This window comes from Brachybacterium sacelli (genome assembly GCF_017876545.1).
Classification (GTDB): Bacteria; Actinomycetota; Actinomycetes; order Actinomycetales; family Dermabacteraceae; genus Brachybacterium; species Brachybacterium sacelli.
In genome coordinates this window covers 469,464-485,049 of sequence record NZ_JAGIOD010000001.1, presented here as the reverse complement: position 1 = coordinate 485,049, position 15,586 = coordinate 469,464, and the positions used below count along the sequence as shown (strand labels likewise).

Annotated in this window: 12 protein-coding genes; 6 read left to right on the top strand and 6 right to left on the bottom strand. The window is 70.6% G+C overall.

Annotated elements, in window-relative coordinates:
* Window positions 1–221 precede the first annotated feature (221 nt).
* Window positions 222–1,781, top strand: coding sequence for a sodium/proline symporter PutP (gene putP, locus JOF43_RS01995; RefSeq protein ID WP_209898366.1), 1,560 nt, complete (start codon window positions 222–224; stop codon window positions 1,779–1,781).
* A 110-nt stretch (window positions 1,782–1,891) separates the two neighbouring features.
* Here the strand turns inward: putP and JOF43_RS01990 are convergent, their stop codons facing one another.
* The 5 genes from JOF43_RS01990 to JOF43_RS22420 all read right to left on the bottom strand — a co-directional run bounded on the left by JOF43_RS01990 (window position 1,892) and on the right by JOF43_RS22420 (window position 7,949).
* Window positions 1,892–2,743 (bottom strand): SMP-30/gluconolactonase/LRE family protein, encoded by an 852-nt coding sequence (locus JOF43_RS01990; protein ID WP_209898363.1) that lies wholly within the window; start codon window positions 2,741–2,743, stop codon window positions 1,892–1,894.
* A gap of 84 nt (window positions 2,744–2,827) precedes the next feature.
* Entirely contained in the window at window positions 2,828–5,143 is a 2,316-nt protein-coding gene (locus tag JOF43_RS01985; protein WP_209898360.1) for an FdhF/YdeP family oxidoreductase, read from the bottom strand.
* Between the two features lie 168 nt (window positions 5,144–5,311).
* On the bottom strand, window positions 5,312–6,319 hold the full coding sequence (locus JOF43_RS01980) for a transketolase family protein (RefSeq protein ID WP_209898358.1): 1,008 nt from the start codon (window positions 6,317–6,319) through the stop codon (window positions 5,312–5,314).
* The gene (locus tag JOF43_RS01975; RefSeq protein ID WP_209903014.1) at window positions 6,316–7,200 is read right to left on the bottom strand and encodes a transketolase; all 885 of its coding nucleotides are present in this window, start codon (window positions 7,198–7,200) and stop codon (window positions 6,316–6,318) included. Before JOF43_RS01975 ends, JOF43_RS01980 begins: the two co-directional genes overlap by 4 nt.
* 2 nt (window positions 7,201–7,202) lie before the next feature.
* On the bottom strand, window positions 7,203–7,949 hold the full coding sequence (locus JOF43_RS22420) for a FadR/GntR family transcriptional regulator (protein ID WP_209898355.1): 747 nt from the start codon (window positions 7,947–7,949) through the stop codon (window positions 7,203–7,205).
* Between the two features lie 416 nt (window positions 7,950–8,365).
* On the opposite strand from JOF43_RS22420, the gene JOF43_RS01965 reads away from it, so the two are divergent.
* The 4 genes from JOF43_RS01965 to JOF43_RS01950 all read left to right on the top strand — a co-directional run bounded on the left by JOF43_RS01965 (window position 8,366) and on the right by JOF43_RS01950 (window position 12,493).
* Complete coding sequence (locus JOF43_RS01965; RefSeq protein WP_209898352.1) at window positions 8,366–9,145, top strand: SDR family NAD(P)-dependent oxidoreductase; 780 nt, start codon at window positions 8,366–8,368, stop codon at window positions 9,143–9,145.
* Window positions 9,142–10,008, top strand: coding sequence for a sugar phosphate isomerase/epimerase family protein (locus tag JOF43_RS01960; RefSeq protein ID WP_209898349.1), 867 nt, complete (start codon window positions 9,142–9,144; stop codon window positions 10,006–10,008). Before JOF43_RS01965 ends, JOF43_RS01960 begins: the two co-directional genes overlap by 4 nt.
* A 65-nt stretch (window positions 10,009–10,073) precedes the next feature.
* Window positions 10,074–11,501, top strand: coding sequence for a GntP family permease (locus tag JOF43_RS01955; RefSeq protein ID WP_209898347.1), 1,428 nt, complete (start codon window positions 10,074–10,076; stop codon window positions 11,499–11,501).
* Between the two features lie 80 nt (window positions 11,502–11,581).
* The gene (locus JOF43_RS01950; protein ID WP_209898345.1) at window positions 11,582–12,493 is read left to right on the top strand and encodes an NAD(P)-dependent oxidoreductase; all 912 of its coding nucleotides are present in this window, start codon (window positions 11,582–11,584) and stop codon (window positions 12,491–12,493) included.
* 83 nt (window positions 12,494–12,576) lie between these two features.
* Here the strand turns inward: JOF43_RS01950 and JOF43_RS01945 are convergent, their stop codons facing one another.
* Complete coding sequence (locus JOF43_RS01945; RefSeq protein WP_209898343.1) at window positions 12,577–14,067, bottom strand: FGGY-family carbohydrate kinase; 1,491 nt, start codon at window positions 14,065–14,067, stop codon at window positions 12,577–12,579.
* A gap of 314 nt (window positions 14,068–14,381) precedes the next feature.
* On the opposite strand from JOF43_RS01945, the gene JOF43_RS01940 reads away from it, so the two are divergent.
* Window positions 14,382–15,323: a sugar-binding transcriptional regulator gene (locus JOF43_RS01940; protein WP_209898341.1), complete on the top strand. Its 942-nt coding sequence runs from the start codon at window positions 14,382–14,384 to the stop codon at window positions 15,321–15,323.
* The last annotated feature ends 263 nt before the right edge of the window (window positions 15,324–15,586 follow it).

The following is a 15,586-nucleotide window of genomic DNA, read 5'->3' as shown; positions in this document are numbered from 1 at the left end:
TGCAACGACGCCGGTGCGCAGAGCCCGTGAGGCGTAGTCTCTGCGGCACCCCTGGTCCTCGACGCTCGCACGGCGTCCCGTCGTCGTCCCCGGGCGCGGATGCAGCCTCCCCGGTCTGTGACCGCGACCCCGGCTGCGCGATCCGAGCGTGTCCGTCGTCGGCCATCCCACCCACCACCCCGTCCCCGACCCCTTCCCCACACTGAGATCGGAGTCCTCTCGTGGATCTCGTCTTCAAGATCATCGCCCTGGCCGTCTATTTCGGTGCCATGATCGGCATCGGGCTGTACGCCTTCCGCAAGACCGCGGACGGCGAGGACTACATGCTCGGCGGGCGACAGCTGCACCCGTTCACCGCCGCCCTCTCCGCCGGCGCCTCGGACATGTCCGGCTGGCTGCTCATGGGCCTGCCCGGCGCGCTGTACATGAACGGACTGGTCGAGGCCTGGATCGCCGTCGGCCTCACGGTCGGTGCCGGTCTGAACTGGTTCTTCGTGGCCCCGCGCCTGCGCCAGTACACCCAGATCGCCGGCAACTCGATCACGGTGCCCAGCTTCTTCGGCAACCGTCTGCACGATCGGACGAACATCCTGCGCATGGCCGCCGGCGTGATCATCCTGGTGTTCTTCACGTTCTACGTCTCCTCCGGCATGGTCGCCGGAGGCGTGTTCTTCGAGTCGATGTTCGGCGGCAGCTATCTCTTCGGCATGCTGCTGGTCGGTGGCGTCACCATCCTGTACACGCTGTTCGGCGGGTTCCTCGGCGCCTCCTACACCGACGTCGTCCAGGGCATGATCATGCTGGTCTCCCTGCTCGTCGTCCCGATCACCGCGATGTTCGTCGTGGGCGGCCCGATGGCGATGTTCGAGTCCGTGCGCCAGGTCAACGCCGACTTCGGCTCCATGACGGCCGGCGGCACCTTCATCGGGATCATCTCCTCCCTGGCCTGGGGACTGGGCTACTTCGGCCAGCCCCACATCATCGTGCGCTTCATGGCACTGCGCTCCTCCCGCGATGCCAAGTACGGCCTGGTCGTCGGGATGACCTGGATGATCATCTGCGTGATCGGTGCCGTGTTCACCGCGCTCGCCGGCCTTGCCTTCTTCCAGCAGAACTCCGACGCCGTGCTCACCGACGCCGAGAACGGCGAGTCCGTGTTCCTGGACCTGTCGCTGATCCTGTTCCACCCGCTGATCGCCGGCATCCTGCTGGCCGCGGTGCTGGCGGCGATCATGTCCACGATCTCCTCGCAGCTGATCGTCAGCAGCTCCGCGCTGATCGAGGACCTCGTCGGCGGCGTCGGGGTCAAGCTCAGCGCCAAGGGAGCCCTGTGGGGCGGGCGCATCGGTGTGCTCGCCGTCTCCGTGATCGCCCTGATCCTCGCGCTGAACCCGGACAGCTCGGTGTTGGGACTGGTCGCCTTCGCCTGGGCGGGCTTCGGCTCCGCCTTCGGCCCGATCATCCTGCTGGCGCTGTTCTGGCGCCGACTGACGGCGGCCGGCGCCGGTGCGGGCATGGTCGCCGGAGCCGCGGTCGCGTTCGTGTGGGGCCAGTTCGAGCCCGACGTCAGCTGGGGCCTGTTCGGCGACCAGCACCTGTACGAGATCATCCCCGGCTTCGCGATCTGCCTGATCCTCGCCGTGGTGGTCAGCCTCCTCACGCCGCAGCCGCCCGCGAAGGCGATGGAGGAGTTCGAGGAGATGGAGTCTTCGCTCGCCACCGGTGACATCCCTGCGCATTCGGAGGACGCCGAGGTGGCCGGTTCGGGCTCCACCGCCTGATCCGTGCCGCGCGGTATCCCCTCCGGGGGCGGAGGCCGCGATCTTCCCCCGTGGGCGTGCGGATGATCGCACCCGTCGGCGTTGCCCAGAGCTGCGCCGACGGGTCCGGATCAGACGCCGAAGAGCGGCTCGATCTCCGGTCCGAGCGGCCCTGGCCGAGCGGCGAACAGCGAACCCGCCTGCGGGTCCTCGCCCTCGGCGAGGTTCTCCCGGCTGGTGGTGATGAACAGCGTCGAGCGGTCCTCGCCGCCGAAGGTGCAGGCCGTGACCTGCCGCGCCCCGACGGTGATCCTGGCGTGCACCTCGCCGTGCTCGTCGAGGCCGAGCACCTGGCCGCCGCCGTTCATCGCGACCCAGACCCGACCCTCCGTGTCGAGCGTGAGGCCGTCGGGGTGGCCGTCCTGGCCGGTCAGGTCCGCGAAGGGGCGACGTCCGATGAGACCGTCCTGGTCGGACCAGTCGAACACGTCGACCCGGCCGGTGGGAGTGTCGACGAAATAGGCGCGGGTCCCGTCGGCCGTGAACGCCAGCCCGTTGGAGATCGTGAGGTCACCGAACAGCTCCCGTGTGGTCCCGTCGGGCAGCAATCGCCACATCGACGCGGCACCGGGGTGTTGGTCGTAGGCCATCGAGCCGCACAGGAAGGATCCGTCGGGCGCGATGGCCCCCTCGTTCATCCGGACCGCCTTCTCCCACAGCGGCGGGAGCGGATCGATCGATCCGTCGGCGTCCTCGAGGGCGAAGCCCTTTTCCAGCGCGAGCACGGCACCGCCGCCCGTGGCCGGGCGCACGCAGGCCACCACGGGGCTCGGAGTGGCGATGCGGTGGGTCGCGCCCGCGGCGTCGAGGTGCATGATGTCGCCGGCGAGCATGTCCACCCAGCGCAGCCCGCCCCAGGTCTCGGACCAGTACGGCCCCTCGGCATGATGGGAGATCGAGTCGGTGATGCGGTCGGCGTGCATGAGACCTCCGGTGGCGCGGGACTGCTGGGCTCCCCACCGTACGGCGTGGGGCATCATCCTGCTCGGGCGATCCGTGAGGGCCGCTCAGCGCAGGGGTGCCGGGCCCTCCAGGGTGGTCGGCGCGAGCGAGATCTGGAGCGACTTGTACACGGGGGTGTTCGACTTCTCGGCGACGTGCGTGTTGTGCACGAGCACGTTCGCCTCCGGGAAGTAGGAGAAGGCGCAGCCGGGGGCGGTGGGATAGGAGAGCACCCGGAAACCCTGGGCGAAGCGCTGCTCCCCGTCGTGCTCGCTGGTCACGTCCACGATCTGCCCGCTGGTCACGCCCAGGCGGGTGATGTCCTGGTTGTTCACCAGGATCACCCGGCGCCCCTCGCCGATGCCGCGATAGCGGTCGCTGAGCGCATAGATCGTGGAGTTGAACTGGTCGTGGGAGCGGGAGATCTGCAGCAGCAGCCGGTCCTCGGGCAGACGCAGCACGTGCAGCGGTGAGGACGTGAAGTGGGCCTTGCCGTCGGGCGTCGCGAAGGTGCGGGAATCGCGTGGCCCGTTGGGCAGCTGGAAGCCTCCGGGCTCGTCGAGCCGGCGCTCGAAATCCTCGAAGCCGGGCACCACGCGGGAGATGTGGTCCCGGATCACCGAATAGTCCTCGATCATCTCTCCCCAGTCCACGGGGGAGGACGGGTCGAAGGTCTCCTGGGCGATCCCCACCAGGATCGAGGGCTCGCTCATCAGCATCCGCGAGGGCGGCTTCAGCGATCCCTGCGTGGCGTGGACCATCGACATGGAGTCCTCGACGGTCAGCCGCTGCGGGGCGCCGCCGGTCCGGTCGAGCTCCGTGCGGCCCAGGGTCGGCAGGATCAACGAGACCTCCCCGGGGGACAGGTGGGTGCCGCTGAGCTTGGTGGAGACGTACACGGTCATGTCCAGGGAGCGCAGCGCGGCATCGGTGATGTCGCTGTCCCCGGTCACGCGGGCGAAGTTGCCACCCATCTGGAAGAAGAACCGTGCCGTGCCGTCGGCCATGGCGCGCACGGCCTCGACGGTGTCGTAGCCGTGGCGGCGCGGGGCGGAGATGCCGAACTCGGTCTCGAGGGCGGCGAGGAACTCCTCCGTGGGCTTCTCGTAGATGCCCTGGGTGCGGTCACCCTGCACATTGGAGTGGCCGCGCACGGGGCACAGGCCCGCCCCGGGGCGGCCGATGTTCCCCGTCATCAGCAGCAGGTTCACGATCTCCTGGATCGTGGCCACCGACTGCACGTGCTGGGTCAGGCCCAGCGCCCAGCAGACGATGACGCTCCGGGCATCGATCACCCGCTGGGCGACGTCCTCGATCTGTGCGCGGGGCACACCGGCGGCGTACTCGATGTCCTCCCAGGAGATCGACGCGAGATGCTCGCGCAGCTCCGCGAGACCGGTCGTGTACTCGTCGATGAACACCTTGTCGAGGGCGTCGCGCTCGAGCAGGATCTTGTTGACGCCCTGGAAGAAGGCGAGGTCGCCAGCGAGGCGGATCTGCACGAACTCGTCGGAGATGACCTGCCCGCGACCCATCGCGTCCTTCGGGGACTGGGGGTCCTTGAAGCGCAGCAGACCGGCCTCGGGCAGCGGGTTGATACCGACGATCGACCCGCCGTTCTTCTTCGCCTCCCCGAGGGCGGTGAGCATGCGGGGGTGGTTGGTGCCGGGATTCTGACCGGCCACGATCAGCAGGTCCGCGGTCTCGACGTCCTGCAGCGTGACCGTGCCCTTGCCGACGCCGACGGTCGCGTTCATCGCCACGCCGCTGGACTCGTGGCACATGTTCGAGCAGTCGGGCAGGTTGTTCGTGCCCAGCTGGCGGGCCAGCAGCTGCAGCAGGAAGGCGGTCTCGTTCTCGGTGCGCCCCGAGGTGTAGAAGATCGCCTCGTCGGGGGAGTCGAGCCTCTGCAGCTGCGCGCCGATCAGCTCGAAGGACTCGCGCCAGGAGACCGGCTCGTAGTGGTCCGAGCCCTTCCGCCGGATCATCGGATGGGTCAGGCGCCCCTGCTCGCCGAGCCAGTGGTCGGAGCGCTCACGCAGGGAGGAGATCGAGTTCTCGGCGAAGAAGTCGTTGGTCACGCGGCGCAGCGTGGCCTCGTCGGCGACCGCCCGGGCACCGTTCTCGCAGAACGCGACCCGCTTGCGGGAACCGGGGTCCTCGTCCGGCCATGCGCAGGACTGGCAGTCGAAGCCGCCCACCTGGTTGACCTTCAGCAGCGTCTGCGCGGTGCGGACGGCACCCATCTGCTGGACGCCGGTCGCGACGGCGTTGACCGCCGCCGGGATGCCGGTCGCCCACGTGCCGGGCTCATGGACCGTGAGATCGCGGTCGCCCTTGTCCTCCGTGGGGGCCGGTCGGGCGAAGATCCGGGGGGTCATCGAAAGGTCCTTTCACCAGCTGATGCGTGGCGTCGTCGCCACCCCCATGGTCTCACGCGGCGGCCCCGTCGGCGCCGACGGCCTGTCCACCGGCGGGACCCTCACAGCACGCGACCCCTCACGCTCAGGGCAGCTGCTCCTCAGGTCCCGACCGGGGGCGCCCGCCGGTCACAGCAGGCTGCGAATCCTGGCGACCATCGACGCGACGCTCACGCCGTAGCGGTCCTCGAGCGTGGGCAGCGCGCCGGCGTCGAGGAACTCGTCCGGCAGGCCGATCGGGGTGATGCGCTCGCCGAGGCCGCGACCGGCCACCGTGCGGGAGACGGCGTCGAACAGTCCGCCCACCACCGAGTGGTTCTCCGCCGTCAGCACCAGGCGCCCCTTGCCGAGGGCGGAGACGACCGACTCCTCGTCGAAGGGCTTCAGGGTGGGGGAATGCAGCACCGCGACGTCGATCCCGTCCTGCTCCAGCGCGGTCGCGGTCTCCAGGGCGCGCTCGGTCATGAGTCCGCTCGAGATGAGCAGGACGTCCGCCCCGTCCCGCAGCAGCTTCGCCCGGCCGAGCTCGAAGGAGTAGTCGTACTCGTCCAGCACCAGCGGGACCTTGCCGCGCAGCAGGCGCGTGTACGTCGGGCCGTCCGATGCGGCGAGCTGCGGGACCGCCTGCTGGATGTCCAGGGCGTCGCAGGGGTCCACGATCGTCAGGTTCGGCATCCCCCGCAGGATCGCGACGTCCTCCGTGGCCTGGTGGGACGGCCCGTACCCGGTGGTCAGACCGGGCAGGGCGCAGACCATGTTGACGTTGAGGCCCGCCTCGGCGATGTCGAGGGCGAGGAAGTCGTAGGCACGACGGGTGGCGAACACCGAGTATGTCGAGGCGAAGGGGACGTAGCCCTCCATCGCGAGCCCGGTCGCCGCGCCGAGCAGCGCCTGTTCGGCCATGCCGATCTGGTAGAACCGCTCGGGCAGGGCGTCGCGGAAGATGTGCACGTCGGTGTACTTCGCGAGGTCGGCGGAGAGGCCGACGATCCGTTCGTCGCGCCGGGCGGCCTCGACCAGGGCGTGTCCGAGCGGCGCGGCGACGGTGCGCTGGCCCTCCTTCGCGAGGTCGGCGCTCATGGCGCCGGAGACCAGCTTCTTCGGGGCGGTCGTGGTGCTGGTGCTGTGCGTGCTCATCGTCCTGCGCTCTCGTTCAGCTTCTGGTGGGCGGCGGCCCACTCCGCGTCGTCGACCTTCATGAAGTGCAGCTTCTCCCGCTGCTCGAGGAAGTCGACCCCCTTGCCCAGGGTGGTGTCCACGATCAGGACCCTCGGGCGGGCGTCCTCGATCTCGCGCAGCTCGATCAGATGGCCGAGCACGGCGGGCACGTCGTGCCCGTCGCAGCGGCGGACGATCCAGCCGAAGGCCTCGAACTTGTCGGTGACCGGTTCCATGGACAGCATCTGCGTGCTGCGCCCGTCGGCCTGCTGGTCGTTGAAGTCGACGATCGCGATGAGGTTGTCGAGCTCGTGATGGCCGGCGACGGCGGCCGCCTCCCAGGTCGATCCCTCGCCGAGCTCCCCGTCGGAGAGCAGGTTGTAGACGAAGCGGTCGGATCCCTTGCGCTTCATGCCCAGGGCGACGCCGTTCGCGATGCCGAGGCCGTGGCCGAGGGAACCGCCGGAGATCTCGACCCCCGGGGTGTAGTTGCGCATCGAGGACATCGGCAGGCGCGAGTCGTCGCTCGCATAGCTCTGCAGCTCCTTCTGGGGCAGGAACTTCGCTTCCGTCAGCGCCGCGTACAGCGCCAGGGCGTAGTGCCCGATGGACAGCTGGAAGCGGTCGCGGTCCTCGGAGGTCGGGTCCGACGGGTCCAGGTGCAGCTGGTCGGCGTACAGGACGGCGAGGACGTCGGCGATGTCCAGCGCCTGGCCGATGTAGCCCTGGCCCTGGACCTCCGCCTGGATCAGGGCGTACTGGCGGATGCGGTGGGCGGCCTCGCGGATGCGCTCGATCCGTTCGGGGTCGAGCGCGGCCGTCGCCGCCGGCGGCTGCGTCGTCCGTGCTGGTTGCGGCATGGTCATTCTTCTCCTCGCGGGGTGGACGGGGTCGATCGGGTGGGGGAGTGCGAGATCCGCCGCCAGGAGTCGAAGTGCTCGACCATGGCCGCGGTCACCGCCTCCTTGCGGCGGGAGCGCAGGGCGCGGGTGATCTCGAAATGGACGGCGTCGCTGTCGAACATCGCGGGCAGCTCGCCGTGGTTGCGGGCGATCTCCTTGCCGATGACGATCCGGCGCCGCTCGAGCAGCAGGTCGTGCAGGGCGTGGTTCATGCCGTTGACCACGTAGGTCATGATCGGGTTGCCGACGATCTCGAACAGGGCGACGTGGAAGGCGTGATCGGCCTCCAGACCGCTGACGAAGTCCCGCGAGGCGGAGGCGTCGACCATCGCGTACACCTGGTCCTCGAGGGAATGGATCTGCTCGTCGGTGACCCGCTCGAGGATCCGTGGGGCGATCGCGACCTCGAGCATCTCGCGGGCCTCGTTGATCTGGGCGACGGTCACCAGGCCGGCGCGGAGCATCAGCTCGAAGACGTTGCCGGTGCCCGCCTCGAGCGCGGTGGGGGAGACGAGGACGTTCCCCGACCCCTGCACCTTCTTGAGCATGCCCAGCATCTGCAGCCCGGACAGCCGCTCGCGGACGCGGGCCCGGGACATGCCGCTGAGCTCGGCGAGCCGCCGCTCGGTGGGGATGAGGATGCCGCCGTCGACCTCGACGCCCTCGCTGACGAGTCCGTCCAGGAAATCCAGGGTCTGGGGTTCCACCTGACCTCCTTCGGTCGGGTTCGGGGCACCGGCGGGGCCTTCCGGGGGCGGGCGGCGACGCACCGGAGGGTGCGGCGGGGCCGATGCAAGCACGGGGTCGTGGAGCGGGCAATCGTCGAGGACCCGGAGGTTCGCCCCTCGGTGCGAGGAGCCGCAGGTCAGAGACGTGCCCACGCCCATGATATTGGTCGGCCAATTCTGCGGCGCCCGCTCCGGATGGGCATTCGGACGCGGTGCACGGGAGAATGGTCTGACCAATCGGGGAGGGGTGTCGATGCTCTGAACAGGACGATCACTGATGCCTCCCCGCTCATCCCTCGGTGATCGCTTGTTGGCATGACCTCTGCCTCGTAGCGTTCCCGTCGATCCGATCGGGGCCACCAGGGCCTCGGCCACACCGACGTGCAAGGAGTGCAGTGACGCACCACGAGCCCACGGGCACCCGGACCAGGACCGCAGTCGTCACCGGCGGAGCCTCTCCGCGCAGCATCGGCCGCGCGACGGCCACCCGCTTCGCCCGTGACGGCTGGGCGGTGGCGATCCTCGACCTCGACGGAGAGGGCGCCGGCGGGCTGGCCCAGGAGCTCGCCGCCGAGTTCGGCGTCCCCGCCGCCGGATACGGCGTCGACATCACCGACAGCGCCGCCGTGAACGAGGCCGCCGCCCGGGTCGCCGCCTCCGAGCTGCCGCCCGTCGGGGCGCTGGCGAACATCGCCGGCATCCCTTCCCCGGTGCCCTTCCTCGAGGTCGACGACGCGCTGTGGGACACGATCATCTCCGTGAACCTCACCGGCACCTTCTACGTCACCCGCGCCTTCCTGTCGGCCATGCTCGAGGGCGGCTACGGCCGCGTCGTGAACATGTCCTCGGTCTCCGCGCAGCAGGGCGGCGGCGTCTTCTCCAAGACCCCGTACTCCGCGGCCAAGGCCGGCGTGCTGGGCCTGACCCGCTCCCTGGCCCGCGAGATGGCGCCCGAGGGGATCACCGTCAACGCCATCGCCCCCGGCGCCGCGGACACCAACATCCGGGGCGCGAGCACCGAGGAGTCCGAGGCCGCGCTGTCCGCCTCGATCCCGATGGGCCGGCAGGCCACGGCCGAGGAGATCGGCGCCCTCGTGGTGTGGCTCTGCGGGCAGGACGCCGGCTACATCACCGGCACCACCCAGTCCATCAACGGCGGCGCGTACATCTCATGACCCCGTCCATCCCCACGACGACCGTGGTGACGGGGCATCCCGCCCGCCTCGGCGTCTCGACGATCTCCTTCCGCCATCGCCCCCTGCGCGAGGCGCTGCGCCTGATCAGCGCGACCGGCGCGTGGGAGATCGATCTCGGCGCGATCCCCGCGGTCACCGAGCACGTCCCGGTCCCCTTCGACGGGGACCCCGGCGAGTACGCCGGGCTGCTCCGCGAAGCAGGTCTGACCTGCGGCGCCGTCAACGCGGATCCCGGAGACCTCAACGATCCCGGGCTCACCGGGGACGAGCTCTTCTCGACCGTGGACCCCCTCGCCGAGCTGGCCGCCGCCCTCGGTGCGGCGCTCATCGTCCCCGCAGGCCGGGCCGACGACGTCCCGTTCGTCGACCACGAGGCAGACCTCACCCGGATCGCCGGGAACCTGCAGCTCATCTCCCGCGTCTGTGCGGCGCGCGGGGTGCGGCTCCTCGTCGAGGTGCTGCACCACCGCCGCTACGTGCACACGGTCGCGGTGGCGGACGACCTCCTGACGCGCTGCGATCCCGACTCCTTCGGGGTCCTGTTCGACGTCTCCCACGTGGTCGCCTCCGCCGAGGACCCGATCGCCTGGGCACGTCGCCTCGGCGACCGGATCGAGCGGGTGCACCTGCGCGACGCCGTCCCCGGGAACCTGAACCTCTCGCTGGGCGCCGGCGAGGTCGACCTCGCCGGAGTGCTCGCCACCCTCGAGTCCCAGGGCTTCACGGGCACCTACGTGCTCGAGCTCGAGACCCACGACGTCGCCGAGGCGGACCGTGAGGCCGACGTCGCCCGCAGCCTCGCCCTCGTCGGCTCGCACCTGGGTGCCGCGGCCACCGCCTGAGGCACCCGACCTGACCCCATCGGCCGCGCGAGGACGCACGGTCGCCCCGATCCCCTGGAGGAACCATGGACACAATGGTGATCGTCCATCTCGTGATCGCCGTCGTCGGCGTCATCCTTCTCATCGCCTGGGCGAAGATCAACCCGGTGATCTCGCTGGTCATCGGCTCGCTCTACCTGGGCGTCGCCGGCGGCCTCGGCTTCACCGCCACCGTCAGCGCGGTCAACACCGGCTTCGGCGACCTGATGACCGAGGTCGGACTGATCATCGGCTTCGGCGTGATGATCGGGACGGCGCTGTCCGCGACCGGGACCATGCAGCGGGTGGTCGACGCGCTGCTGAAGGTCGTCGGTCCCTCGCGCTCGCCCTTTGTGCTGGGCCTGGCCTCCGGCATCGTCTTCCCCTCGATCTACTTCGACGTCGCCCTGGTGATCCTGGCCCCCATCGCGGGCACCATCGCCAAACGCACCGGCCGCAGCATCGCGAACCTCGCCGGCGCGCTCGCGATCGGTCTCGAGGTGGGCCTGCTGGTGGTCGTCCCGGGTGTCGCCGCCGTGGCGGTCGCCGGGCCGCTCGGCATCCCGCTGGGCACGCTCCTGATCTGGGGCCTCCCGCTCGGTGTCGTCTTCATCGTCTCGAGCATCTTCCTGCACTCCCTGCTCATGGGGCGGATCTTCGATCCCGCCACCGACCTGGACCCCGACTTCGACGACTCGATCTTCGGCGAGTCGCCGGAGGAGGAGCGCCGGCGCCTCCTGGCCGAGCGGGACGACCGGTCCGAGGGGGCCGAGGAGTCCCTGCCCGGCCCCGGAGGCGTCGCGCTCGGGCGGGCCACCACCACGACGCACCGCTACCCGCTGGCCGTCGCCATGCTCCCGGTGATCACGCCGGTCGTGCTGATCGTCGCCGACACCTTCACCCAGGCGCTCGGCACCGAGATCGCCGTGCTCGGCTTCCTCGGCAGCCCCGTCGTCGCCCTGCTGATCGGCCTGGTCATCGGCATCATCCTCGCCATCCCCGAGGTCACCCGCGACGGCATCGACGACCTCGTGACCAAGGGGGCCGCCAACGCCGGCTCGATCCTCCTGTTCACGGGCGTGGCCGGCTCGCTCGGCGCGGTCATCGCCGAGGTCGGCGTGGGGGAGATGCTCGCGAACCTCTTCCAGGCCAATGCCGCCATCCCCGTGCTCCTGGCCTGGGTGGTCGCCGCCGTGCTGCGGCTCGCCCAGGGCTCCGCCTCGGTCGCCGCGATCACCGCCGCCACCCTGCTGGCCCCGATCATGGGCTCCATCGAGGCGGCCCCGCTGCTGATCCTGCTGGCCGCGGGCAGCGGCGCCGCTTTCGGCGGTCACGTCACGGACAACACCTTCTGGATCTTCAAGCAGATGCTGGGATTCACCACGAAGGGCACGTTCAAGATCTATACGCTCGCACAGGCGACCTTCGCGGTCGTCGGCCTCGTGGTCTGCCTCGTGCTCGACCTCTTCCTGTGAACCATGACCCCTGCTGCTCCGTATCCACCCCACCTCGCTGACAGGCTCGTGCTGCGTCGGCCGGAAGGAACCGTGACCCCATGACCGAGGACCTCCTCGCGACCCGACCCGTCACCGTCGTCGGCGTCGGCGCCATCGGACTGCCCATGGCTCTGCGCCTGGCCGCCGCCGGCGCCGCGGTGACCGGCGTGGATCCCGTCGAGGAGTCCCGCCGGAGAGCGGCGGCGCACGGGTTGACCGCGGAGGCCACGGCCGCCTCCGCCGCGGCGGCCGATACCGTGATCTGCATGGTCGCCACCCCTGACCAGCTGCGGGAGGCGGCGCTGGGCGCGAACGGGCTGCTGGCGACGATGCGACCCGGTGCGACCCTCGTGGTGATGAGCACCGTCGGGGTCGCCCCGGTGGAGGAAGTCCTCGCCGCGGCGGCCGGGACCGGCATCACGGTCCTGGACGTCCCTGTCACCGGCGGCGTCGCCGGGGCGGAGGCGGGCACGCTCACCCTCTTCGCCTCCGGGGATCCGGCGCGCCTGGCCGAGCTGCGCCCGTTGCTGGAGGCGATGGGCACGCTGCGCGACTGCGGCCCGGCGGTGGGGCGCGGCCAGGCGATGAAGGCCGTCAATCAGCTGCTCGCCTCCGTGCATCTCGTCGCCGCCGCCGAGGCCCTCGCCTTCGCCGAGGCGCTGGGCCTGGACCCCACCGAGGCGTTCGAGGCGGTCTCGGGCGGGGCGGGCGGCTCGTGGATGCTGTCCGACCGCGGGCCGCGCATGCTCGAGGGGCTCGACGCACAGGTCATGAGCTCGGTCGGGATCTTCGTGAAGGACTCGGGCCTGGTCTGCGACATGGCCGAGGAGGCCGGCTTCGAGGCGCCCCTGGTCACCGCGGCCCGGGACCGCTTCCGGGCCGCCGCCGAGCAGGACCTCCTCCGGCGCGACGACTCCCAGGTGATCCGCACCTACCGCGACCTCGAGAACGAAAAGGATCGGCAGGTGTGACCTGACCGGGCCCCGGCGTGCGGAGCGTGGTGCGGGTCCGGTTCCCTCAGCGCGCCCCACCCACCCGGTTCACCCGGAGCGCCTCAGCCCGCGCGCTGGAGCCGTGCCAGGGAGTGGGTGATGTCCTTCGTGGCGGGGTAGAGCTCCCGGTACATCCGATACAGCTCGTCGTAGCGCGCCCCGGCCTCTGGATCGGGGACGCAGACGTGGTCGATGTCGTTCCAGGTGCTGGTGTCCTGGCCGTGAGCAGCGCCGGCCGCGAGCATCGAGGTGCCGTAGGAGGCGCCGACGGTGCGCCGCGGCACCTCCTGCGCCAGCTGGGTGACGTCGGAGACGATCTGCGGCCACAGCTCGTTCTGGGTGCCGCCGCCCACCGCCACCATCCGGTCGATGCGCACGCCCGCCTCGCGCAGCGCCTCCACGTGGTGGCGCACCCCGAAGGCGGCGGCCTCGAGTGCCGCCCGATAGAGGTCGCCCCGGGTGTGGGAGAGGGTGAGGCCGGCGATCACGCCGCGGGCCGAGGGGTCGCTCATGGGGGAGCGTTCACCGGCGAAGTAGGGCAGCATGAGCAAGCCGTTCGCGCCGACACCGCTGATCTCGGCCTCCTGGACCAGCGTCGAGAAGTCGGCGTCACCGGTCAGCTCACGCAGCCATCCGGTGATCGCCCCGGAGCTCGCCATCCCGCCCGAGAGGGTGAACGTCCCCTCCGTCGTGCCGGAGGTGACCCACAGGCTGCGGCTGGGGGCCGGTCGATCGGTGATGGCGACCAGGAACGTCGTCGTGCCGTACATGAGCATCACGTCGCCCGGCGCGGTGGCGCCCACGCTGATCGCCTCGGCCCAGGCGTCGATGGTCCCGGCGACCACGGGCACGCCGGCCTCGACCCCCGGCAGCTGCCTGGCCGCCGCGTCCGAGACCGTCCCCGCGATCTCGCCCGACCACCGCAGGGGCGGCAGGTCCAGCCCCGGCGCTACCTGCTCTGACCAGGGGTGATGCCAGTCCAGAGTGGCGGTGTCGTAGATCGGGGTGACCATGCTGGCACTGGCGTGGTCGAGCATGTACTGCCCGGTGAGGCAGAAGGCGAGATAGGAGGAGGGCATGAACAGCCGCGAGGCCCGGGCGAACACCTCGGGCTCCTGGTCGGCGACCCAGCGGATCTTGGGGCCGGCGGCCTGGGAGGACAGCACGCTCCCGCAGCGAGCGAGGATCTCGTCCTCGCCGAAGTGCCCGGTCAGATGGGCGATCTGCTCCTCGGCGCGGGAGTCGACGCCGTAGAGGATCGCCGGCCGCACCGGCTCCCCGTCGTCGTCGGCCAGCAGCACGCAGGGACCCATCCCGGAGACGCCGATCCCCGTGACCCGGACGTCCGTCCCTGCGGTGAGCTCGGTGGAGATGCCGATGAACTCCTCCCACCACACACGGGCGTCCATCTCGACATGCCCGGGGAAGGGACGCTCGACGGTGTGCTCGCGGGTCGCCGTGCGCAGGATCGTCCCGTCGAGCGCCACCAGCACGCCCTTCGCGCTCGAGGTGCCGATGTCGACGCCCAGCACCGCGTCATCAGATCCCGCCATCGACCTGCCCTCTCGTCGTCCGCCTCGTCCTCGGGGCCCGTGCCGGGACCGACCGGCAGGACCTGTACATCCTGCCACCGACCGGCGTCGCGGGCGGTCAGTGACGGGGACTGTGAGCGGGTCGATCCTCGCCGCCGTGCGGGTTCCCGGGTGAGCGTGCGGAAGGGCGGCGAGCCCGTCGCGTCGGCCGACGGCGGTTGCGCGACCCACCACGGACCTCTATAGGATCGTCGCGCCGGGGGCGGCACGTCCTTGCGGCACATCCGTGCTTCGGCGTCGAGGCCGATCACGGGACCACGACGAAAGGGGTGGACGTGCTCGAATCGCACATGGATCCGCAGCTCCTGCACCGCGCGGCCACCGCCTACTACCTGGACGACCTGCGACAGGCCGAGGTCGCCGAGCGGCTCGGCGTCTCCCGTCCCACCGTCAGCAAGCTGCTCACCGAGGCCCGACGTATCGGGATGGTGCGCTTCGAGGTGCTCGACGTCGGCGGGCCCGACGTGAGCGATCTGGAGCGCCGTCTGCGTGGCCTGCTCGGCATCGACGAGGTCCGGATCGCCCCCGGCGACCAGACCCAGCGCGAGTACCGGGGCATCGGAGACCTGCTGGGGGAGGTGCTGCGCGGGCTCGAGCTGACCCGGGGCGACGTGCTGCTGATCTCCTCGGGCAAGACCACGCACGCGGTGAGCCGGATGCCCGGCATGCCGGAGCTGCGCGGCGTCATCATCGCCCCCACGGTCGGCGGCCAGCAGGAGTCCGACCCCGCCTTCCAGACCAACGAGACCGTGCGGAACCTCGCCACCCGCACCGGAGCAGTACCGCGCTTCATCTTCGCCCCCGCCCTGCCCAGCCCCAGCCTGTGGCGATCGCTGCAGGCCGATCCGAGCTTCGTCGAGATTACGGACCTGTGGACCCGGGCCGAGGTGCTGGTCACCGGGATCGGTTCCCCCTACGGGCGGCGCGAGTCGCTGACCTCGGTGGTACCCCGTGAGGACGCCGGTCTGCGCGGTGCCGTCGGGGACCTCTGCCTGCACTTCTTCGACGCGGAGGGCAAGGAGGTGCTGTATCCGGGGTCGGACCGTCTCGTGCGCCCCTCCGTGGAGCTGCTGCGGTCGATCCCGACCTCGATCGCGCTCGCCGCCGGGGGCGAGAAGGCTCCCTCGATCCGGGCGGGCGCGAAGGCGGGCCTGTTCACCACGCTGATCACCGACGTGCCCACCGCGCAGGAGGTGCTCTCCCTGGTCGACGACTGAGGTCGAAGGCGAGCCGCCGGGCCACGGGTCCGCCTCGAGATCGACATGGGGACCGCCGCTGGGTCGAGATCGACATGGGGGCTGGCCGTCCCCCTCGAGATCGACATGGGGACCACTTTCGACAGGTGAAAGTGGTCCCCATGTCGATCTCGGAGCCTGGAGCGGCCTCGATGCGCAGGGCGATCTCGCGGCGGAACGTCCGAGCCCAGAGGGAACAATTGTGCTTGACGAATGTGCACGGAGTGTCTAGGCTCACGGGCGAA